General features: G+C 65.8%; 26 protein-coding genes. 16 read left to right on the top strand and 10 right to left on the bottom strand.

Going from position 1 to position 25,475, the window contains the following annotated elements; all coding sequences use genetic code 11:
* Window positions 1-12: 12 nt before the first annotated feature.
* The 6 genes from cyoB to KZX42_RS02820 are packed head-to-tail and all read left to right on the top strand — an operon-like array spanning window position 13 to window position 5,661.
* Window positions 13-2,016 (top strand): cytochrome o ubiquinol oxidase subunit I, encoded by a 2,004-nt coding sequence (gene cyoB, locus KZX42_RS02845; protein WP_248116896.1) that lies wholly within the window; start codon window positions 13-15, stop codon window positions 2,014-2,016.
* 2 nt (window positions 2,017-2,018) lie between these two features.
* Entirely contained in the window at window positions 2,019-2,645 is a 627-nt protein-coding gene (gene cyoC, locus KZX42_RS02840; RefSeq protein WP_248116894.1) for a cytochrome o ubiquinol oxidase subunit III, read from the top strand.
* Window positions 2,642-3,037, top strand: a complete 396-nt coding sequence (gene cyoD / locus KZX42_RS02835; protein WP_248116892.1) for a cytochrome o ubiquinol oxidase subunit IV — start codon at window positions 2,642-2,644, stop codon at window positions 3,035-3,037. The genes cyoC and cyoD overlap by 4 nt, the downstream gene beginning before the upstream one ends.
* A gap of 46 nt (window positions 3,038-3,083) precedes the next feature.
* Window positions 3,084-3,800: an SURF1 family protein gene (locus tag KZX42_RS02830; RefSeq protein ID WP_248116890.1), complete on the top strand. Its 717-nt coding sequence runs from the start codon at window positions 3,084-3,086 to the stop codon at window positions 3,798-3,800.
* Window positions 3,797-5,116: an ATP-binding protein gene (locus KZX42_RS02825; RefSeq protein ID WP_248116888.1), complete on the top strand. Its 1,320-nt coding sequence runs from the start codon at window positions 3,797-3,799 to the stop codon at window positions 5,114-5,116. Before KZX42_RS02830 ends, KZX42_RS02825 begins: the two co-directional genes overlap by 4 nt.
* Window positions 5,113-5,661: a response regulator transcription factor gene (locus KZX42_RS02820; protein ID WP_248116886.1), complete on the top strand. Its 549-nt coding sequence runs from the start codon at window positions 5,113-5,115 to the stop codon at window positions 5,659-5,661. The genes KZX42_RS02825 and KZX42_RS02820 overlap by 4 nt, the downstream gene beginning before the upstream one ends.
* A 4-nt stretch (window positions 5,662-5,665) precedes the next feature.
* Here KZX42_RS02820 and KZX42_RS02815 read toward each other — a convergent pair whose 3' ends face one another.
* Window positions 5,666-6,103 (bottom strand): HIT family protein, encoded by a 438-nt coding sequence (locus KZX42_RS02815; protein ID WP_248116884.1) that lies wholly within the window; start codon window positions 6,101-6,103, stop codon window positions 5,666-5,668.
* Window positions 6,104-6,210: 107 nt separating this feature from the next.
* Here KZX42_RS02815 and KZX42_RS02810 point away from each other — a divergent pair, with 107 nt between their 5' ends.
* On the top strand, window positions 6,211-6,570 hold the full coding sequence (locus KZX42_RS02810; protein ID WP_248116882.1) for a phage holin family protein: 360 nt from the start codon (window positions 6,211-6,213) through the stop codon (window positions 6,568-6,570).
* 3 nt (window positions 6,571-6,573) lie between these two features.
* On the opposite strand, the gene cobS is transcribed toward KZX42_RS02810, so the two are convergent.
* Both cobS and KZX42_RS02800 read right to left on the bottom strand, forming a co-directional pair.
* Entirely contained in the window at window positions 6,574-7,578 is a 1,005-nt protein-coding gene (cobS, locus tag KZX42_RS02805; RefSeq protein WP_248116881.1) for a cobaltochelatase subunit CobS, read from the bottom strand.
* A gap of 59 nt (window positions 7,579-7,637) precedes the next feature.
* Complete coding sequence (locus KZX42_RS02800; RefSeq protein WP_248116879.1) at window positions 7,638-8,066, bottom strand: organic hydroperoxide resistance protein; 429 nt, start codon at window positions 8,064-8,066, stop codon at window positions 7,638-7,640.
* Window positions 8,067-8,238: 172 nt separating this feature from the next.
* On the opposite strand from KZX42_RS02800, the gene KZX42_RS02795 reads away from it, so the two are divergent.
* Window positions 8,239-10,617 (top strand): penicillin-binding protein 1A, encoded by a 2,379-nt coding sequence (locus KZX42_RS02795; protein WP_248117260.1) that lies wholly within the window; start codon window positions 8,239-8,241, stop codon window positions 10,615-10,617.
* 119 nt (window positions 10,618-10,736) lie between these two features.
* A protein-coding gene (prfB, locus tag KZX42_RS02790) for a peptide chain release factor 2 (RefSeq protein WP_248116877.1) occupies window positions 10,737-11,859 on the top strand; the annotation gives its coding sequence in 2 pieces (ribosomal slippage) (window positions 10,737-10,805 and window positions 10,807-11,859; 1,122 coding nt in all).
* Between the two features lie 84 nt (window positions 11,860-11,943).
* On the opposite strand, the gene KZX42_RS02785 is transcribed toward prfB, so the two are convergent.
* From KZX42_RS02785 to tyrS, 4 genes are all read right to left on the bottom strand, one after another.
* Window positions 11,944-12,489 carry a polymer-forming cytoskeletal protein gene (locus KZX42_RS02785; protein ID WP_248116875.1) on the bottom strand — a complete coding sequence of 182 codons (546 nt, stop codon included), beginning with the start codon at window positions 12,487-12,489 and terminating at the stop codon, window positions 11,944-11,946.
* A 113-nt stretch (window positions 12,490-12,602) separates the two neighbouring features.
* Complete coding sequence (locus KZX42_RS02780; protein WP_248116874.1) at window positions 12,603-13,064, bottom strand: peroxiredoxin; 462 nt, start codon at window positions 13,062-13,064, stop codon at window positions 12,603-12,605.
* Entirely contained in the window at window positions 13,057-13,404 is a 348-nt protein-coding gene (locus KZX42_RS02775; protein ID WP_348983608.1) for a GIY-YIG nuclease family protein, read from the bottom strand. Before KZX42_RS02775 ends, KZX42_RS02780 begins: the two co-directional genes overlap by 8 nt.
* A 75-nt stretch (window positions 13,405-13,479) precedes the next feature.
* Window positions 13,480-14,733 (bottom strand): tyrosine--tRNA ligase, encoded by a 1,254-nt coding sequence (tyrS, locus tag KZX42_RS02770; protein ID WP_248116872.1) that lies wholly within the window; start codon window positions 14,731-14,733, stop codon window positions 13,480-13,482.
* A gap of 351 nt (window positions 14,734-15,084) precedes the next feature.
* Between tyrS and KZX42_RS02765 the strand changes: the two genes are divergently transcribed.
* From KZX42_RS02765 to ahpF, 4 genes are all read left to right on the top strand, one after another.
* Window positions 15,085-15,591, top strand: a complete 507-nt coding sequence (locus KZX42_RS02765) for a DOMON-like domain-containing protein (protein ID WP_248116870.1) — start codon at window positions 15,085-15,087, stop codon at window positions 15,589-15,591.
* Window positions 15,588-16,790 (top strand): DUF1343 domain-containing protein, encoded by a 1,203-nt coding sequence (locus KZX42_RS02760; RefSeq protein ID WP_248116868.1) that lies wholly within the window; start codon window positions 15,588-15,590, stop codon window positions 16,788-16,790. The genes KZX42_RS02765 and KZX42_RS02760 overlap by 4 nt, the downstream gene beginning before the upstream one ends.
* Window positions 16,791-16,952: 162 nt before the next feature.
* The gene (gene ahpC, locus KZX42_RS02755; protein ID WP_248116866.1) at window positions 16,953-17,516 is read left to right on the top strand and encodes an alkyl hydroperoxide reductase subunit C; all 564 of its coding nucleotides are present in this window, start codon (window positions 16,953-16,955) and stop codon (window positions 17,514-17,516) included.
* A gap of 179 nt (window positions 17,517-17,695) precedes the next feature.
* Window positions 17,696-19,282, top strand: a complete 1,587-nt coding sequence (gene ahpF / locus KZX42_RS02750; RefSeq protein ID WP_248116864.1) for an alkyl hydroperoxide reductase subunit F — start codon at window positions 17,696-17,698, stop codon at window positions 19,280-19,282.
* Window positions 19,283-19,401: 119 nt separating this feature from the next.
* On the opposite strand, the gene KZX42_RS02745 is transcribed toward ahpF, so the two are convergent.
* Genes KZX42_RS02745 through KZX42_RS02735 form a run of 3 tightly spaced genes read right to left on the bottom strand, consistent with a single transcriptional unit; the run spans window position 19,402 to window position 22,231 of the window.
* Window positions 19,402-20,214 carry a transporter gene (locus tag KZX42_RS02745; protein ID WP_248116862.1) on the bottom strand — a complete coding sequence of 271 codons (813 nt, stop codon included), beginning with the start codon at window positions 20,212-20,214 and terminating at the stop codon, window positions 19,402-19,404.
* Window positions 20,215-20,271: 57 nt separating this feature from the next.
* Window positions 20,272-21,546, bottom strand: a complete 1,275-nt coding sequence (locus KZX42_RS02740) for an FAD-dependent oxidoreductase (protein ID WP_248116860.1) — start codon at window positions 21,544-21,546, stop codon at window positions 20,272-20,274.
* 34 nt (window positions 21,547-21,580) lie between these two features.
* The gene (locus KZX42_RS02735) at window positions 21,581-22,231 is read right to left on the bottom strand and encodes an alpha/beta hydrolase (RefSeq protein WP_248116858.1); all 651 of its coding nucleotides are present in this window, start codon (window positions 22,229-22,231) and stop codon (window positions 21,581-21,583) included.
* A 158-nt stretch (window positions 22,232-22,389) separates the two neighbouring features.
* Here KZX42_RS02735 and KZX42_RS02730 point away from each other — a divergent pair, with 158 nt between their 5' ends.
* Genes KZX42_RS02730 through sufB form a run of 3 tightly spaced genes read left to right on the top strand, consistent with a single transcriptional unit; the run spans window position 22,390 to window position 25,471 of the window.
* Window positions 22,390-22,869: an Rrf2 family transcriptional regulator gene (locus tag KZX42_RS02730; RefSeq protein ID WP_248116856.1), complete on the top strand. Its 480-nt coding sequence runs from the start codon at window positions 22,390-22,392 to the stop codon at window positions 22,867-22,869.
* Window positions 22,866-24,005 carry a cysteine desulfurase family protein gene (locus tag KZX42_RS02725; RefSeq protein WP_248116854.1) on the top strand — a complete coding sequence of 380 codons (1,140 nt, stop codon included), beginning with the start codon at window positions 22,866-22,868 and terminating at the stop codon, window positions 24,003-24,005. Before KZX42_RS02730 ends, KZX42_RS02725 begins: the two co-directional genes overlap by 4 nt.
* Window positions 24,005-25,471, top strand: a complete 1,467-nt coding sequence (gene sufB, locus KZX42_RS02720) for a Fe-S cluster assembly protein SufB (protein WP_248116851.1) — start codon at window positions 24,005-24,007, stop codon at window positions 25,469-25,471. Before KZX42_RS02725 ends, sufB begins: the two co-directional genes overlap by 1 nt.
* Window positions 25,472-25,475 lie beyond the last annotated feature (4 nt).

Genomic DNA, 25,475 nt, shown 5'->3' with positions numbered 1-25,475 from the left:
CGATCGAGTTCGATGAACGCTGACCAAATCCTTCCGCTGATCTTCGGGCGCCTGACGCTTGAGGCTCTGCCCCTGCACGAGCCGATCCTGGTCGTGACCATGATCGTCGTGGCCCTGGGCGGCGTCGCCCTGCTGGGCGCGCTGACCTATTTCAAACTGTGGGGCTATCTCTGGAAAGAGTGGTTCACCACGGTCGATCACAAGAAGATCGGGATCATGTACATGATCCTGGGGCTGATCATGTTCGTGCGTGGCTTCGCAGACGCCATCATGATGCGAATCCAGCAGGCCATGGCCTTTGGCGGGTCCGAGGGCTATCTGAACGCCCACCACTACGACCAGATCTTCACCGCCCACGGCGTGATCATGATCTTCTTCGTGGCCATGCCGCTGGTGACGGGCATCATGAACTATGTGGTGCCGCTGCAGATCGGCGCGCGCGACGTGTCCTTCCCCTTCCTGAACAACTTCAGCTTCTGGATGACCACGGCCGGCGCGATCATCGTCATGGCCTCGCTGTTCGTGGGCGAGTTCGCGCGCACCGGCTGGCTGGCCTATCCGCCGCTGTCGGGCATTGGCTATAGCCCCGGCGTTGGGGTCGATTACTACATATGGGCGCTGCAGATCGCGGGGGTGGGGACGACCCTGTCCGGCATCAACCTGATCGCCACCATCGTGAAGATGCGCGCGCCGGGCATGGGCATGATGAAGATGCCCGTCTTCACCTGGACCTCGCTGTGCACCAACGTGCTGATCGTGGCGTCCTTCCCGGTCCTGACGGCCGTCCTGGCCCTGCTGACGCTGGACCGTTACGTCGGCACCAACTTCTTCACGAACGACTTCGGCGGCAACCCGATGATGTACGTGAACCTGATCTGGATCTGGGGCCACCCCGAGGTCTACATCCTGATCCTGCCGCTGTTCGGCGTCTTCTCCGAGATCGCCTCGACCTTCTCCAGCAAGAAGCTGTTCGGCTATACCTCGATGGTCTACGCCACGGTCGTCATCACCGTGCTGTCGTACCTGGTGTGGCTGCACCACTTCTTCACCATGGGGTCGGGCGCCTCGGTGAACAGCTTCTTCGGCATCACGACGATGATCATCTCGATCCCAACGGGAGCCAAGATCTTCAACTGGCTGTTCACGATGTATCGTGGGCGCATCCGGTTCGAACTGCCGATGATGTGGCTGATCGCCTTCATGCTGACTTTCGTGATCGGCGGGATGACGGGCGTGCTGCTGGCGGTGCCGCCGGCCGACTTCGTGCTGCACAACTCGCTGTTCCTGGTGGCCCACTTCCACAACGTCATTATCGGCGGCGTGCTGTTCGGCCTGTTCGCGGCGATCAACTTCTGGTGGCCCAAGGCCTTCGGCTTCAAGCTGGACAAGAAGTGGGGCCTGGTCAGCTTCTGGTGCTGGGTGCCGGGCTTCTGGCTGGCCTTCCTGCCGCTGTACGTCCTGGGCCTGATGGGCGTGACGCGCCGGATGCGGGCGTTCGACGATCCGTCGCTGCAGATCTGGTTCGTGATCGCCGCCATCGGCGCGGGCGTGATCGCTCTGGGCATCGCGGCCATGTTCATCCAGTTCGCCGTGTCGATCATCAACCGCGACAAGCTGCGCGACACGACGGGCGATCCGTGGGGCGGCCGCACCCTGGAGTGGGCTACGTCGTCGCCGCCGCCGGACTACAACTTCGCCTCCACGCCGGTCGTCCATGACGCCGACGCCTGGTGGGACATGAAGAACAAGGGCTATCAGCGTCCGCTGACCGGCTACAAGGCGATCCACATGCCGTCGAACACGGGGGCGGGGATCATCATCTCGGGCCTTTGCCTGGTGATGGGCCTGGCCTTGGTCTGGTACATCTGGTGGCTGGCGGCCCTGTGCTTCGTCGGCGTGCTGGCGGTCTCGATCGGCCATACCTTCAACTACAAGCGCGACTACTACATCCCTGCGGATGAGGTGCGCGCGACCGAAGAGGCGCGCACGCGCGCCCTGGCCGGAACGGAGGCCTGATCATGAGCGCGACCGCGATCAAGCTGGACGACCCCACCGTCTTCCACCTGGAAGAGGAGCCGCACCACGAGGAAGGCTCCAGCACCATGCTGGGCTTCTGGCTCTATCTGATGAGCGACTGCCTCATCTTTGCGATGCTGTTCGCCGTGTTCGGCGTGCTGGGCGGCAACTACGCCGCCGGGCCTGGGCCCAAGGAGCTGTTCGATCTGGAGTTGGTGGCGGTCAACACCGCCATGCTGCTGTTCTCGTCGATCACCTACGGCTTCGCCATGCTGGCGATGGACCGGAACAACACGCGCCAGACCCTGGTCTGGCTGGCCATCACGGGCCTGTTCGGCCTGGCGTTCCTGGGCATCGAACTCTATGAGTTCGGGCATCTGATCCATGAGGGCGCCACGCCCCAACGCAGCGCCTTCCTGTCGGCCTTCTTCACCCTGGTCGGAACCCACGGCCTGCACGTCACCTTCGGCATCATCTGGTTGGTGACGCTGATGGTGCAGGTCGGCATGAAGGGGCTGATCCCCGCCAACAAGCGCCGGCTGATGTGCCTGTCGATGTTCTGGCACTTCCTGGACGTCATCTGGATCGGCGTCTTCACCTTCGTCTATCTGCTGGGGATGGTGCGATGAGCGCTGACAAGAACGACCACAGCCCGGACTCGCACGAGACCGATCACCTGGGTCACGAGGCCCACAATCACGGCTCGTTCAAGAGCTATATGATCGGCTTCGTGCTGTCGGTGATCCTGACGGCCATTCCGTTCGCCCTGGTCATGACCGGCGCCCTGCCGGCCCAGGCGACGGCGCTGATCGTCATGGCGTTCGCCGTGGTGCAGATCGTGGTCCACATGATCTACTTCCTGCACATGAACTCCAAGTCCGAAGGCGGCTGGACCATGCTGGCGCTGATCTTCACCATCATCGTGGTGGTCATCGCCCTGTCGGGTTCGCTGTGGGTCATGTACCACCTCAACACCAACATGATGCCGGCGACGCACGACATGACGCAGATGATCGGCTGACGGGGGCGACATCCGCGCGCTTTCTCCAGACAAGACCCGACGACCGATGCGGCTGGCCGTGTCGGTCGCTCTGCTGGTTCTGTTCGCCGGCTTCGCAGCCCTAGGCGTCTGGCAGGTCCAGCGCCTGGCCTGGAAGACCGCGCTGATCGCCCAGGTCGATGCGCGCGTCCATGCCGCGCCGACCCCTGCGCCGGGACCGGATCAATGGCCCGCCGTCACCCGTCAGGACGATCAATACCGCCGCGTGGTCCTGCGCGGGCGTTATCTGCATGACAAGGAGACCCTAGTTCAGGCCGTGACCGACGCGGGGGCGGGCTTCTGGGTGATGACGCCGCTGGTCGATGCGCGCGGCTTCACGGTTCTGGTCAATCGCGGCTTTGCGCCGCCGGGGCGCAAGACGCCCGAAACGCGCGCCGACGGTCAGAACGCCGGTCCGCAGACAGTCGTGGGACTGCTCCGGATCACCGAGCCGAAGGGCGGGTTCCTTCGCGCCAACGATCCTCAGCACGACCGCTGGCGGTCGCGCGACGTCGGCGCCATCGCGGCGCGGCGGGGCTTGAGCGACGTGGCGCCCTATTTCGTCGATGCCGACGCCACCCCCAATCCCGGCGGTTGGCCGCTGGGCGGACTGACCGTCATTCGCTTTCCCAACAGCCATCTGATCTACGCCCTGACCTGGTTCGGCATGGCGCTGCTGACCCTGGTCGGCCTGGCGCTGTTCCGGCGCGAGTGGCGGCGGTCCGCGGATCGGGGCGAGGCGTGACAACCTCGCTCCAGCGTCTGCTCGGTCTGGGCGGGCCGCGCGGCGAGGTCGCGAGCCACGGCGGGGCAAACCGCCGCAACATGCTGCTGCTGATCCAGCTGCGTTGGCTGGCGGTGGCGGGGCAGATGGCGACCATAATGATGGTCGAATATGTGATGGGCATTCCGCTGCCCATCCTGTGGCTGCTGGCGGCGCCGGCTGGTCTGGTGTTGGTCAATCTGGTCAGCGCGCCGTTAGCGGCGCGGCAGGCGGAGGTCGACGACCGCGCCCTGATGATCGCCCTGCTGGCCGATGTTGCGGCCCTGACCTGGCTGCTGTTCCTGACCGGCGGGGCCGCCAATCCGTTCGCGGCGCTGTATCTGTTGCAGGTGGTGTTGGGGGCGGTGCTGCTGGCGCCGGTCTATGCCTGGGCCCTGATCGCGGTGACGACCCTGTGCTTCGCCGGGCTCGGCCTGCATTCCTTGCCGCTGAACCTGCCGTCGGCGCGCGAGGGGTCGCTGCTGGGCCTTTATCTGCAGGGCAGCCTGATCTGTTTCGTGCTGATGGCGGTGCTCTTGGTGCTGTTCGTCACCCGGATCAGCCAGAACCTGCGCGACCGCGACGCCGCCATGGCCGCCATGCGCCAGCAGACGGCCGAACATGATCACATCGTTCGCCTGGGCCTGTTGGCCTCTGGCGCGGCGCATGAACTGGGCACGCCTCTGGCCTCGCTGTCGGTCATTCTCAGCGACTGGAAGCGGATGCCGGCCCTGACGCAGGACGCCGATCTGACCCAGGACATGGAGACGATGCGGGCCGAGGTGGAACGCTGCAAGGCCATCGTGACCGGCATACTGTTGTCGGCCGGCGAGGCGAGGGGGCTGGCGCCCCAGCGCACGACCGTGCGCACCTTTCTGGCCGACGTCGTGGCCAGTTGGAGCCGTGACGGGGTGGCGGTGGATATTCGCGACGAACTGCACGACGACCCGTTGATCATCGCCGATCCGGCCCTGAGACAGGTGCTGGGCGTGGTGTTCGACAATGCGGTCGAGGCGGGGGCGAGGCGGGTGCTGGTCACCAGCGCCCAAACCGACGACGATCTGGTCATCGCCGTGCGCGACGATGGGCCGGGCTTTGCGCCCGTCGTGCTGAAGTCGTGGGGCAAACCCTATAATTCCACCAAGCCGAGGGCCGGCGCGGGCCTGGGCCTGTTTCTGCTGATGAATGTGGTCCGTTCGCTGGGCGGACAAGTCGATGCTTCCAATCCGCCCGCTGGCGGCGCAGAGGTGCGTCTGACCCTGCCGCTGTCGGCGCTGTCGCCAAAGGATCGCCCATGACCGATGACGCCGACAATCACGACCGCCTGCTGTTGATCGTCGAGGACGACGATTCCTTTTCAGCCACTCTGCGGCGGTCGTTCGAGCGGCGCGGCTATACGGTCGTCAGCGCCGCCAACCCCGATCAGATGGCCGATGTGCTGAAGGTGCATCGGCCGGGCTATGCGGTCGTGGACCTGAAGCTGGGCGGGGCGTCGGGCCTGACCTGCGTTGAGGCGCTGCACGCCTTCGACCCGGCCATGAACATCGTGGTGCTGACGGGGTTCGCCAGCATCGCCACGGCGGTCGAAGCCATCAAGCTGGGCGCGCGTCACTATCTGGCCAAGCCCGCCGGCACCGACGACATCGAGGCCGCATTCGCCCGCGCCGATGGCGACGCCGAAACGCCGCTGGGCGCCCGGCCGACCTCGATCAAGACCCTGGAGTGGGAGCGAATCCACGAGACCCTGGTCGAGACCGACTTCAACATTTCCGAGGCCGCGCGCCGGCTGGGAATGCATCGCCGCACCCTGGCCCGGAAGCTGGAAAAGCGCCGCGTGAACTGAGACGTCAGTCCAACTCGGCCGCGATCCGGTCGGCCAGGGCGCGCAGGGTCGTGGCATCGGCCATCGGCGCATGGCCGTGGCCCTTCATCTCCCGGTCGGCCCAGCGCGGCACGATGTGGAAATGCAGGTGGAAGACCGTCTGACCGCCCGCATCGCCGTTGAACTGCATGACGGCCAAACCTTCGGGCTGCAGCGCCTTTTCCACCGCCTTGGCTGTGCGCTGCAGAGCGGCGGTCATCCGGGTCAGAACCTCTGGCTCGACCTCCAGCAGATTGCGCGCCTTGGACTGTTTGGCGATGATCAGAACATGGCCTTCCGACTGGGGAAACACGTCCATGAAGGCCAGAACGTGGTCGTCCTCCCACACTCGCACCGAGGGGATTTCGTCGCGTAGGATCTTGGCGAAGATGTTGTTCGGGTCATAGGCGCCGTGCAGGCTCATGGGCGGTCTCCGTGCGGTATGGCTTTCGATAGCAGCGGGCAGGTCGAAGGGGGAGCCTTCGTCTGCGTCATGTGTTATGGTCACGCTTGAACACCGCGAGGGACGTCATGATCCGTTTCATCATCCAGGCCCTGGTCACCATGGCCGGCCTGTGGCTGTCGGCCAAGGTCGTGCCGGGCGTGGCCTTCACCAGCACCGGTTCGCTGGTCGCAGCGGCCATCATCTTGGGCCTGGTCAACGCCTTCGTGCGGCCGATCCTGGTCGTGCTGACCTTCCCGATCACCGTCGTGACCCTGGGTCTGTTTCTGCTGGTCGTGAACGCGGCCATGATCGGCCTGACGTCGGTCTTCCTGGGCGGCTTCGTGATCGACGGCCTGTGGGCCGGCATCGGCGCGGCCATCGTGACCGGCGTCGTCAGCTGGATCGCCGGCGCCTTCATCGGCGGCGGCGAAGAGGCGCGCCGATAGAGGTCAGCCCACCTTCACCCGCGTCGCCGCTTCGGGCAGGTCTTCGCCGAAGGCGCGCTGGTAGAACTCGGCGATGGTGGCGCGTTCCAGTTCGTCGCACTTGTTCAGGAAGGTCAGACGGAAGCTGAGCGCCAGGTCGCCGCCGAAGATGATGGCGTTCTGGGCCCAGGTGATCACCGTGCGGGGCGACATGACGGTGGAGATGTCGCCGTTCATGAAGGCGTTCCGGGTCATGTCGGCGACGCGGACCATGGCGGCGATGCGGCGCTTGCCTTCGGCGTCCTTCCACTCGGGCACCTTGGCGGCGACGATCTCGGCCTCGACGTCATGGTCGAGGTAGTTCAGCGTCGTGACGATGTTCCAGCGGTCCAGCTGGGCCTGATTGATCTGCTGCGCGCCGTGATACAGGCCCGTGGTGTCGCCCAGGCCGATGGTGTTGGTCGTGGCGAACAGGCGGAAATAGCGGTTCGGGCGGATGACGCGGTTCTGGTCCAGCAGGGTCAGGCGACCCTGCGCCTCCAGCACGCGCTGGATCACGAACATCACGTCAGGACGACCGGCGTCATATTCGTCGAACACCAGGGCGACGGGGCGTTGCAGCGACCAGGGCAGGATGCCCTCGCGGAACTCGGTGATCTGCTTGCCGTCCTTCAGGACGATGGCGTCCTTGCCGATCAGGTCGATCCGGCTGACGTGGCTGTCCAGGTTCACTCGGACCAAAGGCCAGTTCAGGCGGGCGGCGACCTGTTCGATATGGGTCGACTTGCCCGTGCCGTGATAGCCCTGAACCATCACGCGGCGGTCGAAGGCGAAGCCGGCGCAGATCGCGATGGTGGTCTGGGGATCGAAGCGATAGGCCTCGTCGATCTCGGGCACATGGCTGTCGCGCTCGTCGAAGGCGGGCACGGTCATGTCGCTGTCCACGCCGAAGGCTTCGCGCAGGGTCACGCGGCGATGCGGTTCGAGCGTCAGCAGGGGATCGGGGGAGGCGTCGAGCGGGGAGGTCATGGACCTCATCTAGAGGCGCCGCGCGCGCGGCTCAACACGCGCGCGGCCCTTGGCGTCGGTTATTTCGCGCTCAGGCGAACATCGACGTTGTTGCGCGTGGCGTTGGAGTAGGGGCAGACTTGGTGCGCCTTTTCGATCAGGTCGTCGATGACGGTCTGGTCCAGCCCATGATCGGTCACGGTCAGATCGACATCCAGGTTGAAGCCTTCACCCTTGGTGTTCTTGCCGAACCCGACGCCGGCGGTGACCTTGGTGTCAGGGCTGACGGGTGTGCCGGCCTTGCCGCTGACCAGGCGCAGGGCCCCAAGGTAGCACGCGGCGTAACCTGCGGCGAACAGCTGTTCAGGATTGGTCCCGTCGCCGCCTTTGCCGCCCATTTCCTTGGGCGTGGACAGTTTAACGTCGATCTTGCCGTCGTCGGTGGCGGAACGGCCGTCCTCGCGGCCTCCGCCGGACGCGGTGGACTGGGCGCGATACAGAACTTCCATGGTGGGCTCCTAGAGGGTGAGGGCTGGAGATAGGGGGCAAACGGCAGACGGGAAGGGGGCGTTGCATCCCCGCTCTAGCAATCCACCGGCGACGCGGGCTAAAGCAGCCTTTCGAGGCGCGTCGTCGGAGTACGCAGTGAAGATTGCCGAACGCTGGTTCGTGTGGGCGGGCATGGTTCTGCTGGGCGCCATCGCCCTGGCGGGGTTGGTCGTCGCCGTCTATGCGGCGTGGCTGTTCCACGACCTGCCAGACGCTTCGGAACTGGCGGACTATCGCCCGCCGACCGCGACGCGGGTCTATGCCGGCGACGGCACCCTGATCGGCGAGTTTTCGGACGAGCGCCGAATCTATGTCTCCTACGATCAGATTCCGCAGACGGTGATCCACGCCTTCCTGGCGGCCGAGGATCGGAACTTCTTCCAGCACGGCGGAATCGACGTGGGCGGCATCGGCCGGGCGTCGCTGAAGAACGTGTTCAACCTGGCCTCGGGCCGGCGGCTTGAAGGCGGTTCGACCATCACCCAGCAGGTGGCCAAGAACGTCCTGCTGACCAACGAATCCAGCCTGAACCGCAAGCTGAAGGAAGCCATCCTGGCCAACAGGCTGGAGGCGACCCTGTCCAAGCAGCAGATCCTGGAACTTTATCTGAACGAAATCTTCCTGGGATATCGGTCGTTCGGCATCGCGTCTGCGGCCTACAACTATTTCGGCAAGTCGCTGGCCCAGCTGACGCCGGACGAGACGGCCTTCCTGGCGTCGCTGCCCAAGGGGCCGAACAACTATCACCCCAAACGCCACCCCGGCGCGGCCAAGGGGCGGCGCGACTGGGTGCTGGGCGAGATGGAGCAGAGCGGCTGGCTGACCCCGCAGCAACTGACCGAGGCGCGCGCCAAGCCGCTGGTCACGCGTGACGCCCCCCAGCGTTCAGACTACAAGGACGCCGACTTCTTCGTGGAGGAGGCGCGTCGTCAGGCGGCCGCCAATCCTCAGTTCGGCGAACAACTGCGCGCCGGCGGCTTCTATATGCGCACGACGCTGGACCCGACGCTGCAGACGGCGGCGCGCCGCGCCCTGATGCAGGGGCTGGAGAACTATGACCGGCGTCACGGCTGGCGCGGCGGCTGGGGCACGACCGAGTTCGAGCCGGGCTGGCAGGCCGAGGCCCTGCGGGGCCAGATCCCGCCCGAGCGCCGTTCCTGGGAAGCGGCCGCCATCGAGAGCGTCAGCGGCAACACCGTTCGCATCCGCACCGCCAAGACCGACAAGACCGGAACCCTGCTGGCCGCCGACGCCGCCTGGGCCAACGCCAATCGCCAACTGAAACGCGGCGAACTGATCTTCGTGGAGCCCAAGGGCGGCCAGTACGCTCTGAAACAGGTCCCGCGCGTCAACGGCGCCCTGGTGGCGATCGAGCCGCAGTCGGGCCGGGTGCTGGCGATGGTCGGCGGCTACTCCTATGCCCTGTCCAGCTTCAACCGCGCGACCCAGGCCAAGCGCCAGCCGGGATCGGCGTTCAAGCCCTTCGTCTATGCGACCGCGCTGGAGGGAGACTTCACCCCCGCCTCCATCGTCCTGGACGCGCCGATCAGCTTCGCCGGCGGACCGAACGGCCAGCGCTGGACGCCCGAGAACTACAGCCGCCAGTATTACGGCCCGCAGACGCTGCGGCGCGGGCTGGAACTGTCGCGCAACGTGATGACGGTGCGCCTGGCCCAGTCGGTTGGCATGAAGAAGATCGTGGAACAGGCGGATCGGATGGGTCTGCCGGGCATGACGCCCAACCTTTCGGTGTCGCTGGGCGCGGGCGAGGTGACGCCGCTGGACATCACGGCCGCCTATTCCGCCTTCGCCAACGGCGGCCGACGGGTGACGCCCTATCTGATCGACTATGTGCAGGATCGCGACGGCGAGACCATCTTCCGCGCCGACAACCGTAGCTGCCGCGAGTGCGGACGCGGCTTCTCGGGCCAGGAATCCCCGCGCCTGCAACAGCGCGGGACGCAGGTGATCGACCCGATCACCGCCTATCAGATGAGCTCCATGCTGGAAGGCGTGGTTCAGCGCGGCACCGCCGCCAGCGCCCGGGGCCTCGGGCCGTGGGTCGCGGGCAAGACGGGCACGACCAATGAATATCGCTCGGCCTGGTTCGTGGGCTTCACCACCGACATCGTGGTCGGCGTCTTCATCGGCTTCGACGACAATCGCTCGCTGGGTTCCGGCGAAGCCGGGGCGTCCGCCGCCGTGCCGGTGTTCACCGACTTCATGCAGACGGCGCTGAAGGAACGGCCGGCTCGCCCGTTCGTGCGGCCCAAGAACGCCATCTTCCGCACCGTGAACGGCATCGAGGAAGCCTTCCGTCCGGGCACCGAACGTCAGGCCCCGCCATCGGCGCCGACTGGCCCGGCGCAACCCGTCGGACCCCAGAACTACTATGACGTGATCCGGCGCGAGCAGGAGGCCGCCAGCGGCGCACCGGCGTCTGCGCCCGCTCCCTCGGCCCCGCCGCCGCCGAAGAAGGCGCCGGCAGAGGACTTGAGCGGATTGTACTGAGGCTCTAGGTAGGCCCATCGAACGGCGCGTCCTCGTGGCGCGCCGTTTTCCATTAATCCTGCCCTATCGCGCGGCCTGCGGGCCTCGCTACTTGAGGGCGTTGTGTCGCGGAGATTGCGATGAGACCGGATGTCGAGGCCATGAAGGCCGACATCGAGCAGAGCGTTGCTCTGCTCAGGAGGCGTCTTTGACTGGGATGTCGCTCTAAGAAAGCTCGATGAGCTGAACGCGCGGGTCGAGGATCCGACGCTGTGGGACAAGCCCGACGAGGCCCAGGCCGTCAGCCGCGAGCGCTCGCAGCTGGAAGGCAAGATCAACACCGTCAAGGCGATGGAGCAGGACCTCGAGGACGGGGTGATGCTGGCCGAGATGGCGGATGAGGAAGGCGACGAGGGCGCGCTGGAAGACGCGCGTGCTTCGCTGCGCGGCATCAAGGACCGCGCCGCCCGCGCCGAACTGGAAGCCCTGTTGTCCGGTGAGGCCGACGGCAACGACGCCTATCTGGAAGTGAACTCCGGCGCCGGCGGCACCGAGTCGAACGACTGGGCCGGAATGCTGCTGCGGATGTATTCCCGCTGGGCCAAGGCGCACGGCTATGAGGTCACGATCGAGGCGCACGAAGAGGGCGAACAGGCGGGGGTCAAGTCGGCCACCATCCTGATCGAGGGGCCGAACGCCTATGGCTGGCTGAAGTCCGAATCGGGCGTTCACCGGCTGGTCCGCATCAGCCCCTACGACGCGGCGGCCAAGCGCCACACCAGCTTCGCGTCCATCGGGGTGTCGCCGGTCGTGGACGACGCCATCGAAATCGACATCAACCCCTCGGACGTGCGCACCGACACCTATCGCGCGTCCGGCGCGGGCGGTCAGCACATCAACAAGACAGACTCGGCCGTGCGCCTGACGCACACCCCGACCAACACCGTCGTGGCCTGCCAGGCAGGCCGGTCGCAGCACCAGAACCGCGAAATGGCCTGGAAGATGCTGCGGGCGCGCCTGTACGAGCTGGAGTTGCAGAAGCGCGAGGCGGCGGCCCAGGCTCTGGCCGACGCCAAGACGGACATCGGCTGGGGCCACCAGATCCGATCCTATGTCTTGCAGCCGTATCAGATGGTGAAGGACCTGCGGACGGAGGTTGAGACCTCGGACACCCAGGGGGTGCTGGACGGCGATCTGGACGCCTTCATGGGCGCCGCGCTTGCGGCCCGGGTCGGCGAGACGCGAGGATCCAGCGTCGATTAGGCAAAAGGGGCGGTCCGATGGACCGCCCCTTTCATTTTAGGCTACCAGCCTTTGGCCCTGCTTGAGCCCGCGTCGATTGCAGGTTCAGGCCGGCGACTTGGTCTCGGCCTTGTCCGCCTTTTCAGTTTTTGGCGCTTCCAGCATGGCGGCGCCGGGGGTGTCGCGCTTGGCTTGGTTGCAGCGGCCCTGGAACCAGGCGCCTTGGTCGATAGCCAACTGCTCCTGGGTGATGTCGCCCTCGACCCGGGCGGTGGCGTAGAGCTTGACCTGTTTGGCCACGATGGCGCCCGAGACGCGGCCGCGCACGTCCAGCACGTCGGCATGGACCGTGCCCTCCACCGAGCCGCCTTCGCCGATGACCACGCGCGAGACGCGCACGTCGCCCTTCAGCGAGCCGTCGACCTGAAGCTCGCCGGCGCCGGAGATGTTGCCTTCGTACTTCACGCCTGCCGACAGGGTGGACAGGTTGCTGGATCGCGGCGCCGTCCGTGCAGGCTCTGGCGCGCGCGGGGCCGCCGCCGCCGTCGGCAGGGGCGTCTGGGCGGGCGCAGGCGCCGGGGTGGGCTCTGGCGCCGGGGGGATGCCCAGCCCCTGTGATCCGTTGTCGTAGGATTTGCTCTTGGTGAACATGGTGCGCTCCGCATCTGCCAGCCAAGGCCGGCCAAGCCCCTATAGCCCTCAGGCCCACTAGGCCGTGGGCGGGCGGCCCAGGTCAAGCGCCGCTTCCGAACGGCGCTCGCCGATCACAGAGCCTTTACGGCCTCCAGCACTTCGGCGGCGTGGCCGGCGACCTTGACGTTGCGCCAGACGCGGGCCACCCGGCCATCCGCATCGACCAGGAAGGTCGCGCGCTCGATGCCCATATACTCGCGACCGTACAGCTTCTTCTGCACCCACACGCCCCAGGCCTCGCAGGCGGCGCCGTCCTCGTCGGAGGCCAGGACGACTGCCAGGTCGTATTTGGCCTTGAAGCGGTCGTGCTTCTTCACCGTGTCCTTGGACACGCCGATGACGGTCGCGCCCAGGGCGGCGAACTCGGCGGCTAGGGCGGTGAAGTCCTGCGCCTCTCGCGTGCAGCCGGTCGTGTCGTCCTTGGGGTAGAAATAGACGACGGCGGGCTTGCCCTTGAGGGCGGCGAGGGAGACGTGGCCGCCGTTGTCGGCGGGCCGGTCCAGGGCGGGGGCGAGGAGGCCTTGTTCAATCATCGGAAGCGCCTTCTTTATTTCCGCTCATCCCCGCGAAAGCGGGGACCCAGTCTTCAGCGTCCTTCAAATCGCCAAGGCGAACATGGTCGAAGAGATCACGCCAGTCTGGATTCTGTTTCGCGATCAGTTCGAGTTTCCAACTGCGGTTCCACTTCTTGATCTGCCGTTCGCGACGAAAAGCGCCTTCGCGAGTCTCGTGAACCTCGAACCAGACCAGCACATTAACGTCGTACTTGGCCGTGAAGCCGGCGAAGGTCTTGTTCTTGTGCTGGTCCACGCGCTGGATCAGATCGTCGGTCGAACCCGTGTAAAGGGTACCGTTTCGCCGACTGGCGACGATGTAGGTGAAGAAGGCTATGCTTTGACACCCTCTGGGTCCCCGCTTTCGCGGGGATGAGCGGGATTAGGGAGCGGATCAGACCGGCTTCACCAACACGATCTTCTTCTTGCCGGCGGCAAGCTTGATGACGCCGTCCTTGAGGTCGGCCTCGGTAAGCAGCTGGCCGCCGTCGGACACGGCGGCGTCGTTCAGACGAAGGCCGCCGCCCTGGGCCAGGCGTCGGGCCTCGCCGTTGGAGGCCGTCAGGCCGGTCTTGGTCACGACGGCGGCGATCATGGCGCCGTAAACCTCGGACGCAGAGAGTTCGACGGTCGGCAGGTCGGCCGAGACCTGCCCCTTTTCGAAGGCGGTTTCGGCGGCGGCGCGTGCGGTCGCGGCGGCTTCGGCGCCGTGCAGCATGGTCGTGCAGGCGTCGGCCAGCGCCTTCTTGGCGTCGTTGATGGCGGCGCCTTCCAGCGCCTCATATCCCGCGATCTCGTCGTCCGACAGGTCGGTGAACAGGCGCATGAAGCGGCCTACGTCGCCGTCCTCGGTGTTGCGCCAGTACTGCCAGTAGTCATAGGGCGACAGGGCGTCGGCGTTCAGCCAGACGGCCCCGCCCACGGTCTTGCCCATCTTCTGGCCCGAGGCCGTGGACAAGAGCGGCGTGGTCAGGCCGAAGGCCGCCTTTTGGTCCACCTTGCGGGTAAGTTCGACGCCGTTGATGATATTGCCCCACTGGTCCGAACCGCCCATCTGTAGCGTGCAGCCATAGCGGCGGTTCAGCTCCAGGAAGTCGGTGGCCTGCATCAGCATGTAGTTGAATTCGAGGAAGGTCAGCGGCTGCTCGCGCTCCAGGCGCAGCTTGACGGAATCGAAGCTGAGCATCCGGTTCACGGTGAAATGGGTGCCGTAGTCGCGCAGGAACTCCAGGTAGCCCAGCTTGGACAACCACTCGTCATTGTCGACCATGGTGGCGTCGGACGGGCCGTCGCCGAAGGTCAGGAACTTCTCGAACACGCCCTTGATGCCGGCGATGTTCTCGGCGATCCGCTCCTCGGTCAGCAGGGGACGCTGGGTGTCCTTGAAGCTGGGGTCGCCCACCTTGGTCGTGCCGCCGCCCATCAGGACGATGGGTTTGTGCCCCGCCTGCTGAAGACGGCGCAGCAGCATGATCTGGATCAGGTGCCCGACGTGCAGCGACGCCGCCGTGGCGTCGAAGCCGATATAGCCCATCACCACGCCTGTGGTCGCCGCCTCGTCCAGCTCGGACGGGTGGGTGATCTGATGGATATAGCCGCGCGCCTGCATGGTGCGGAGGAAGTCGGATTTGAAAGTGTGTTCGGTCATGGCGAAGCTCCGTTAGCAAAGATGCCGACAGGCGTCTGCCCTTTGCTGGCGGGTTAGGAGAGACGAGGGGCTCGGACGGTCGGGCGAGAAAACACCGTCTGAATAGTCTGAATAGTCTGAAATACGGGTCGGGCGAAATTGCACTGCACCGTAGAAAACAGTGCAATGTGCAAGAAGGTGTAATTGGGCGGCGCGCTCCAAATGGCGGGAGCCGGCATTATAGACCGGACCTGAAAAGCGGGCGCCAAAAGCCATGATGCCGGGCGCAAAGCCTTGTGGGCAAAGGGATTGACGCCGACCAATGGGATGGAGACGCCGTTGACCGGCGCCGGGCTTGCGATACGAAGAGGTATGCGCCTGCCCCTGATCCCGCACCCGACATCCAGCCCTGCGGGGCTGACGCTGGAGGTCGCGGCGCGGCGGGCGGGGCGAGTGTTGAGCCTGGAATATGTGCTGGCCGGGCCGGTCGAAATGCTGCGATGGCCGCAAGGCGCGGAACGGGTGCGGACCGACGATCTGTGGCGGGCGACCTGTTTCGAGGCGTTCGTGCGGACGGCGGATGGCTATGTGGAGTACAATCTGTCGCCATCGGGGGCGTGGGCGGCCTATCGATTCGACGGCTATCGCGAGGGGATGAAAGCGCTGGAGATGTCGGCGCCTTTCATCGTCACGCGGACGGCGCCGGGGCGGTTCGTGCTGACGGCCGACGTGACGTTGCCCGAGGATGCGGCCAAGCCCGTGGGGCTGACGGCGGTGATCCAAGGGTTGGACGGGGCGATGGGCTATTGGGCGCTGGCGCATCCTTCGGATAAGCCCGACTTTCATCATCCCGACTCGTTCGCGCTGGAGCTGACATGAATTTCGGTCTCGACCGCCTTTTGTCCGACGCTGCGCTGCGGGCGCCGTTGAAGGGGCGGCGCGTGGCGTTGCTGGCGCATCCGGCGTCGGTGACGAAGGACCTGACCCATGCGGTGGATGTGCTGGCCGCCTGTCCCGAGATCGCGCTGAGCGCCGCCTTCGGACCCCAGCACGGGATGAAGGGCGACCTGCAGGACAATATGATGGAGAGCCCGGATTATCGCGATCCGGTCCACGGCATTCCTGTCTTCAGCCTGTATGGAGAGGTGCGTAGGCCCAAGGACGAATGGATGGAGACGTTCGACGTCATCCTGATCGACCTGCAGGACCTGGGCTGCCGCATCTACACCTATGTGACGACGCTGCTCTATGTGCTGGAGGCGTCTGCGAAATGCGGCAAGGCGGTCTGGGTGCTGGATCGGCCCAATCCGGCGGGACGGCCGGTCGAGGGGCTGACGTTGAAGCCGGGATACGAGAGTTTCGTCGGCGCCGGGCCGATGCCGATGCGCCACGGCATGACCCTGGGCGAACTGGGACGGTGGTTCATCGATCACTTCAAGCTGGACGTCGAATATCGGGTGATCGAGATGCAGGGCTGGGCGCCCGAGCAGGGGCCGGGCTTCGGCTGGCCGCTGGGCGAACGGTCGTGGGTCAACCCCAGCCCCAATGCCCCGAACCTGTCGATGGCGCGGGCCTATGCCGGGACGGTGATGCTGGAGGGGGCGACCCTGTCGGAAGGGCGGGGTACGACGCGGCCGCTGGAGTTGTTCGGGGCGCCCGACATCGACGCGCGGGCGGTGATCGCCGAGATGAAGGCGCTGGCGCCGGATTGGCTGGCGGGCTGCGTGCTGCGACCCATGTGGTTCGAGCCGACCTTCCATAAGCATGTCGGCAAACTGTGCAGCGGCGTCCAGATCCACGTCGACGATCCGGCCTACGACCATGCGGCGTTCAGGCCGTGGCGGGTTCAGGCGCTGGGGTTCAAGGCGATCCGGCGGCTGTACCCAGACTACGATCTGTGGCGTGATTTTCCGTATGAGTATGCGTTCGGCAAGCTTCCCATCGACGTGATCAACGGCGGGCCCGGTTTGCGGAAATGGGCGGACGACGCGGGCGCGACGCCGGCCGACCTGGATGCGGCCACCAAACCGGACGAGGGGGCGTGGGAGGAGACCAGGCGGCCGTTCCTTCTGTATTGACGCTGGTCTTCGTCATCCTGGAGGCAAGGCCGAGAATGACGGGTTAGGGCGCATCATTTTGTATAACTAAAATCTATCACGCACCTGCAAATAAGTGATTGGGCTTATTTGGTGCGGTGCGGTAGGAAGGGGCCTCCCAACCACTTGCATTGGATTTTCCGCATGGCCCTCATCAACACGACCCTCAAGCCGTTCACGGCCGAAGCCTATAAGGACGGCAAGTTCCTGACGGTCACGGACGCCGATGTTGCGGGCAAGTGGGCGATCTTCTTCTTCTATCCGGCCGACTTCACCTTCGTCTGCCCGACCGAACTGGAAGACCTGGCGGACCACTATGCCGAGTTCCAGAAGCTGGGCGTCGAAATCTATTCGGTGTCGACCGACACCCACTTCTCGCACAAGGCGTGGCATGATTCGTCGCCGGCCATTGGCAAGATCACCTACACCATGCTGGGCGACCCCTCGGGCGTGGTGACCAACAACTTCGACGCCATGCGTCCGGGCGTGGGCCTGGCCGACCGCGCCACCTTCCTGGTCGATCCTGACGGCGTGATCCAGTTCACCGAGACGACCTCGGAAGGCATCGGCCGCAACGCCGCGGAACTGCTGCGCAAGGTCAAGGCCGCCCAGTATGTGCGTTCGCACCCCGGCGAAGTCTGCCCGGCGAAGTGGGAAGAAGGCGAAGCCACCCTGGCCCCGTCGCTCGACCTCGTCGGCAAGATCTAAGACCCCAGGTTTGATCGGCGGCGCGGTTCAAACGCCGCCGATCATCGGCGCCGGACAAGATCCGGCGCCCGCAGAGGCCGTGGGGTGCGTAGCGTTTCAACCCTGCGGCCTTTTTGCGTCCAGCCCTCGCCGAGGCGGCTTGAGGGCGACGTCCAATCCCAGAATTCACGAGGACCCCCATGCTCGACGCCAATCTGAAATCTCAGCTCGAGGGCTACCTCAAGAACATCGTCCATCCGGTGGAACTGGTCGCCTCGCTGGGCGCGGGACCCAAGTCGCAGGAGTTGAAGGTCCTGCTGGAGGACATCGTCTCGGTCTCGCACGGCAAGGTCGAGATGGGCCGGGACTATGACGACGAACGGCAGCCCAGCTTCCTGATCCGCCGCAAGGGCACGGACATCGGCGTGCGGTTCGCGGGCATTCCGCTGGGCCACGAGTTCACCTCGCTGGTTCTGGCTCTGCTGCACGTCGGCGGCCATCCGTCCAAGGCGGCGCAGGAGGTGATCCAACAGGTCAAGGACCTGGAGGGCGACTATCTGTTCGAGACCTATTTCTCGCTGTCTTGCCAGAACTGCCCCGACGTGGTGCAGGCGCTGAACCTGATGAGCGTCATCAATCCGCGCATCAAGCACGTCGCCATCGAGGGCGGCCTGTTCAAGGACGAGGTCGAGGCCCGCAAGGTCATGGCCGTGCCGACCGTCTTCCTGAACGGCGAACTGTTCGGTCAGGGCCGGATGGAGCTGGAGCAGATCGTCGCCAAGATCGACACCGGCGCCGAGGCGAAGGCCGCCGAGAAGATCAAGGCGAAGGATCCGTTCGACGTGCTGGTCATCGGCGGCGGTCCCGCCGGCGCGGCGGCGGCCATCTATACGGCGCGCAAGGGCATCCGCACGGGCATCGCGGCCGAACGATTCGGCGGGCAGGTGCTGGACACCATGGCCATCGAGAACTTCATCTCGGTGCCCCATACCGAGGGGCCGAAGCTGGCCGCCCATCTGGAGCAGCACGTCCGCGAGTACGAGGTGGACATCATGAACCTGCAGAAGGCGGCCAAGCTGGCGCCGTCCAAGGTTCCGGGCGGTCTGCATGAGGTGGTGCTGGAGAACGGCGCGTCGCTGAAGTCGCGGACGGTGATCCTGTCGACCGGCGCCCGCTGGCGCCAGATGAACGTGCCGGGCGAGGATCAGTACAAGAACAAGGGCGTGGCCTATTGCCCGCACTGCGACGGCCCGCTGTTCAAGGGCAAGCGCGTGGCGGTGATCGGCGGCGGCAACTCAGGCGTCGAGGCGGCCATCGATCTGGCCGGCATCGTCGCCCATGTGACCCTGATCGAATACGACAGCGAACTGCGGGCCGATGCGGTGCTTCAGCGGAAGCTGGCGACCCTCCCCAACGTGCGGATCGTGACATCTGCATTGACGACCGAAGTGCATGGCGACGGCGAGAAGGTGACGGGCCTGTCCTACAAGGACCGCAACGCCGACGCCCATCACGACGTCGATCTGGAGGGCGTCTTCGTGCAGATCGGTCTGGTTCCGAACACCGAATGGCTGCATGGCGCGGTCGCCCTGACGACGCGCGGTGAGATCGAGGTCGACCATCGCGGCGAGACAAGCCAGCCGGGCGTCTTCGCCGCCGGCGATGTGACGACCGTGCCGTACAAGCAGATCGTCATCGCCATGGGGGAAGGCTCCAAGGCGGGCCTGTCCGCCTTCGACTATATGATCCGCACCGTCCCGGCCGAAGAGGACGTCGAGGCGGCGTAAGCGATCGGGGCCGTGCGAAGGGGCTTTGCACGGCCCGCCGATCATTGACGACGCCGCCAGCGATGGTTGCGGCTTGGACAAGACAATCTGTCACGTGGAACGCAACTGTCGCAATCGTCTCAGAACCGCCGGGCGACACCAACGCCGAAAGCCACATCGGGGCTATCGTCGTTCAGGCCCAGGTTGACGCCGAAGTCCAACTGGGCGTCGGGCAGGGCGGGGGGCGACCAGGCGGCGGTCAGATCGAAGGTGGACTGGGTGGTCGGCTGCGCGGGATCGTCGTCGCGGCTGATCCAGAGTTCGGCGCCCAGGTTCCACTGACCGATGTCGCGACCCAGGCCGGCGACCATCGTGTACGCCGCATGGCGACCCTCGCCGTCCGCATTGGACACCCAGCCGACCTGAGGCGACAGGCTGAGGCTCCAATCGGCGTCGAGCGGCAGCGAAACGGGCAAGATCACTCCGCCTTCGAACCCGTCGGCGCGGATGTCGCGGGCGCCGGTCGGTGCGGTGACGAATCCCTGAACCGCCGCGGACACGCCCGAACCGTCGGGATTGGCCAGCGAATGACGCAGCGCGAGCGTCAGGTCGCCGACCCCTTTCGACACCTCGCGCGCGCCGCTGGCGCGGTCGGTGACGGTCTCATGATTCCAACTGGTCAGGCCCATCTGCAGTTCGGTCAGGCCGGTCAGGCCGTAACGGACCAGCAGGTCGCCCGCGTCCCATGCGCGGATCCTGGCGCCGTCGTCGCTCTGGCGGCTGGCGTCGAACAGGCCCAGTTCGACCTGCCAGCGCCCCTGGTCCAGGACACAGGCGGGCGTCCCCTGACCCGGACGGTCGGCGCAGAATTCGCGCTGCACCCGATCCTGCGCCGCCACAGGCGACGACAGCAGAAGGGCGCCGACGAGGAGGGTGGGCGGGATCAGACGCATGGGACGGCTCGCGACAGTTTCGGCGCGATCATGACGATCAAGCCTTAACCGCCCGTATCAGTGCAGTTTCAGCCGCCCGGAAACGCGGCGATGAAGCAGGCGCGACAGGGCCAGCAGGATCGTGCGGCGCACCCCCAGAATGGCGCGGTGATGATCCAGATGCAGCGCCATATAGGCCCATTTGGCGACCAGGCCCTCGATCAGGAAGTTCTGACCGCCCAGGCCGCCCATTAAGGCGCCCACGCCCTTGTCCCCGCCCAGCGACACCAGCGAACCCTTGTCGCGATAGACGTAGGGGCCGGGATCGCGGCCGGGATGGGAAAGGGCCTTGGCAAGATAGGCGGCCTGTTGGGCCGCCGCCTGGGCCCGGGCGGGCACGGGGCGGCTGTCTGGACCGGGCGCCTCGGCGCAGTCGCCCATGGCGTATACGCCCGGCGCCGAGGTGCGCAGATGGTCGTCCACGACGAACTGGTTCAGCCGCCCCGTCGCCAGTCCCAGGTCCGGGTTGGTGTCGGCCGCCTTGACGCCGGCGGCCCAGACGATGAGGTCGGCGGGTACATCGCCCTTCGAGGTATCGAGCCGGTCGGCATGGACGGCGTTGACCTTGGCGTCGGTCAATAGGCGCACGCCCTTGGCTTGAAGCGCATGGGCTGCCTTTGTCGAGACGCGCTCGGGCAGGCCGCCCAGGATGCGGGGCGCAGCCTCGACGAGGGTGACGGCCAGATCGAACTTCTGGTCCGACGTCAGGCCGGCGGACAGTTCGTCATGACCCTCGATCAGTTCGGTGGACAGCTCCACCCCCGTCGCGCCGGCCCCGACGATGGCGATGTTCAGCGTCCGCTCGTCCGAATAGGCCGTCGCCAGAAAGGCTGAGGTCAGGCGTCGATTGAAGGCTTCGGCGTCGGAGACATTCTCCAGCAGATGGGCGTGTTCGGCGGCGCCCGTCGTCCCGAACAGGTTCGAGCCGCTGCCGATGGCCAGAACCAGGGTCTCGAAGCCGAGGGTGCGGGGCGCGACCAGCACCTCGCCGTCGTCGTCGCGGATTTCGGCCAGGGTCAGGGTCTTGTCGTCGGCGTCCAGCCCCGTCAGGTCGCCGAAAGCGAAGCTGAAATGGTTGCGGCGCGCCAAGACCGGATAGGACAGACCCTCCTGGTGCGAATCCAGCGATCCGGCCGCGACCTCGTGCAGGCTGGGCTTCCACAGGTGGAAAATGGATCGGTCGATCAGCAGGACGCGGCGGCGCCCCTCACGCGGGCCAAACCGGCGACCCAGACGGGAGGCAAGCTCCAACCCGCCCGCGCCGCCGCCGATGATGACAATGTCGTGCCGCATACGGGGTCTCCTGAAGGCGACCGCGTATCTAGGGTCAGGCGGGCTTTTCTTCCAGGCGCTTGTCCAGATAGGCGCCGACGCGGGTTTCGACCGCGCTCATGTGGTCCTGCCAGAAGTGGCTGGCGCCCTCTTCCAGTTCGTAGTCGATGACGATGCCCTTCTGGGTGCGCAGCTTGTTGACCACGCGCTCGACCTCGACCGGGGGCACGATCGTGTCCGCGGTGCCGTGCAGGAACAGGCCGGACGCCGGGCAGGGGGCCAGGAAGCTGAAATCGTACATGTTCGACGGCGGCGACACCGAGATGAAGCCATCCGTCTCGGGGCGGCGCATCAGCAGTTGCATGCCGATATAGGCGCCGAACTGATAGCCGGCGACCCAGGTCTGGCTGGCGCCGGGGTTGTTTGACTGCAGCCAGTCCAGCGCAGTGGCGGCGTCCGCCAGCTCGCCGATGCCGCTATCGAACTCGCCCTGCGACTTGCCCACGCCGCGCGAATTGTAGCGCAGGGTGGCGAAGCCGCGCTGCTGGAACAGCTGGTGCAGGGTGACCGCGACCGGGTTGTTCATATGCCCGCCCGCCTTGGGGTGCGGGTGCAGAATCAGGGCGATCGGAGCGTTCGGGCGCTTGCCGGGAGAATAGCGGCCTTCGATGCGACCGGAGGCGCCGGGCAGGATGACTTCAGGCATAGGGGCTCTGGAATCCGTTCAACTGTCATTTCGCGAGTGCGTAATACTTGACCGCGGAGGTGGGACTTTATAAGTCCCTCCGCAAGCGCGCCGCCTTTGCGAAGGCGCGGGTTCTAGCACAGGAGCCCCGAAAAGCGCGCAATTTTTGAAGGTGCGAAATGCGTCTGTCGACCAAGGGACGATACGCCGTGATGGCGATGGCCGATCTGGCCAAGAACGGACGCGGCGAGGGCGGCGAAATCCGGGCCGTGTCGCTGGCCGAAATCGCCGCGCGCCAGGAGATTTCGCTGAGCTATCTGGAGCAGCTTTTCGCCCGGCTGCGCAAAAGCGAACTGGTCAAGAGCGTGCGGGGACCGGGCGGCGGATACCGTCTGGCCAAGGCGGCGCACGAGACGGTGGTGGCGGAAATCGTTCTGGCAGTCGATGAGCCGATCCGGGCGACGCGCTGCGTGGCGCATGGCTCGCCCAAGGGCTGCATGCTGGCTGGCGAACGCTGCATTACGCATAATCTGTGGGAAGACCTGGGCGACGAGATCCATCGCTATCTGGCCGGCGTGTCGCTGGAGGATGTGGTGATGAACCGCACGGGCCAGCGCCGGCGCAATGTGGAGCCCTCGGCCGTGGGGGTCGCGGCATGAGCGGCGTCTATTTGGATTACAACGCCTCAGCCCTGGTGCGACCGGAAGTGCTGGAGATTATGGCGAAGGCCCTGGCCGACAACGGCAACCCCTCTGCGGTCCATGCGGCGGGCCGCCGCGCGCGGGCGCGGGTCGAGACGGCGCGGGCGCAGGTTGGCGAACTGGTCGGGGCGGACCCGACGGCGGTGGTGTTCAACAGCGGCGGCACCGAAGCCAACGCCCAGGGCGTCGCCAGTGCGCTGGCGGCGGGCTGCGAGCGTCTGATCGTATCGGCGACGGAGCATCCGTGCGTGGCCGAGACGGCGGCGAACGCGGGTGCGCCGGTCGAAGTGCTGCCGGTCGATGCCAATGGCGTTGTCGATCTGGAGTGGTTGGCTGAGGCGCTGAGCCGTCCGGGCCGGGCCGTGGTCGCCATCCATCATGCAAACAATGAAAGCGGCGTGATCCAGCCGATTAGTCATGCGGCTGCGCTGGTGCGGGCGGCCGGCGGCTGGCTGCACGTCGACGCCATCCAGTCGGCGGGCAAGATCGGCGTCGATATTCGGGTGCTGGACGCCGACAGCCTGACGCTCTCGGCGCACAAGCTCGGCGGGCCGCAGGGCGTGGGCGCGCTGATCCTGAAGGAAGGCGTGTCGGGCGTCCGCATTCTGCATGGCGCCGGACAGGAGCGGGGCCTGCGCGCCGGAACCGAGAATGTGCCAGGCATAGCGGGGTTCGGCGTCGCCGCCGACTGCGCCGCGCGTGATCTGGAGGCGATGGAATCGCACGTGGCCTGGCGTGATGCAGCCGAGGCCAAGGTCGTGGCGGCGGGCGCCGTCATCATTGGCGGCGCGGTTCCGCGTCTGCCCAACACCCTGTTCATGGCGGTCGAAGGCTGGGACAGCCCGCAACAACTTATCATTCTTGATATGACCGGCGTCATGGTGTCGGCGGGTTCGGCCTGTTCTTCTGGCAAGGTCAAGCCGTCCAAGACCATCAGCGCCATGGGCCTGAACACCCTGGCGACCGGGGGCGTGCGCGTCTCCGGCGGCTGGGGGACGAGTGAAAATGACTGGGCAAGGTTCGCCGACGCCTGGGTCGCCGCCTACAACAAGCATAAGACACGCGCCGCCGAGCGCGTGAGAGAGGTCGCCTGATGGCCGCCGTCAAGGAAACCATCGACGCCGTCGCCGCGCTGGAGAAGTACGCGCACGGCTTTACCTCCGACATCGAGCAGGAGTTCGCGCCGCGTGGCCTGAACGCCGACATCGTCCGTTTCATCTCCGAGAAGAAGGGCGAGCCGGAATGGATGCTGGAATGGCGTCTGGCCGCCTATGAGCGCTGGCTGGCGATGGAGGAACCGACCTGGGCGGCCGTGAAGTATGAGCTGGTCGATTATCAGGACCTGTTCTACTATGCGGCGCCCAAGCAGAAGGAAGGCCCGAAGTCTCTGGACGAGGTCGATCCCGAGATACTGGAAGTCTACAAGAAGCTGGGCATTCCGCTGAAGGAGCAGGAGGTGCTGGCGGGGGTGCAGGGCGCGCCCAAGGTCGCCGTGGACGCCGTGTTCGACAGCGTGTCCGTGGTTACCACCTTCAAGGAGGAACTGGCCAAGGTCGGCGTGATTTTCATGCCGATTTCCGAGGCCTTGCGCGAATATCCTGATCTGGTGCGTCAATATCTGGGGTCGGTGGTGCCGGTCTCGGACAACTATTTCGCGGCCCTGAATAGCGCGGTCTTTTCGGACGGCTCGTTCGTCTACATCCCGCCCGGCGTGAAATGCCCGATGGAGCTGTCGACCTATTTCCGCATCAACGCCAGCCAGACCGGGCAGTTCGAGCGGACGCTGATTATCGCCGACAAGGGGGCTTACGTCTCCTACCTAGAGGGCTGCACCGCGCCGATGCGCGACGAGAACCAACTGCATGCGGCGGTGGTCGAGATCGTGGCGCTGGACGACGCCGAGGTGAAATACTCGACCGTCCAGAATTGGTACCCCGGCGACGCCGAGGGCAAGGGCGGCATCTACAACTTCGTCACCAAACGGGCGGATTGCCGGGGCGACCGGTCCAAGGTGTCGTGGACCCAGGTCGAGACGGGTTCGGCCGTAACCTGGAAGTATCCTTCGTGCATCCTGAAGGGCGAGGAAAGCTCGGGCGAATTCTATTCCATCGCCATCACCAACGGGCATCAGCAGGCGGACACCGGCACCAAGATGATCCACCTGGGCAAGAACTCGAAGTCGCGGATCATCGCCAAGGCGGTGTCGGCGGGTCGGTCGGACTCGACCTATCGCGGTCTGGTCTCGGTGCATCCGAAGGCGACGGGGGTACGCAACTTCACCCAGTGCGACAGCTTGCTGATCGGCAAGGAGTGCGGCTCGCACACCATCCCCTATATCGAGGCCCGCAACGGCTCGGCTCAGCTGGAGCACGAGGCGACGACGACTCGGTTGTCCGACGACCAGCTGTTCTACGCCCAGCAACGCGGCCTGTCGCAGGAGGAGGCGGTGGCCCTGCTGGTCAACGGCTTCGTCCGCGATGTCATGCAGAAGCTGCCGATGGAGTTCGCCGTCGAGGCGCAAAAACTAGTGGCGATCAGCCTTGAAGGCTCGGTCGGGTAAAGAA

Source organism: Brevundimonas sp. EYE_349 (genome assembly GCF_023147505.1).
Taxonomy (GTDB): domain Bacteria; phylum Pseudomonadota; class Alphaproteobacteria; order Caulobacterales; family Caulobacteraceae; genus Brevundimonas.
The sequence above is the reverse complement of the archived record's forward strand: the minus strand, read 5'-3'. Positions and strand labels throughout refer to the sequence as shown.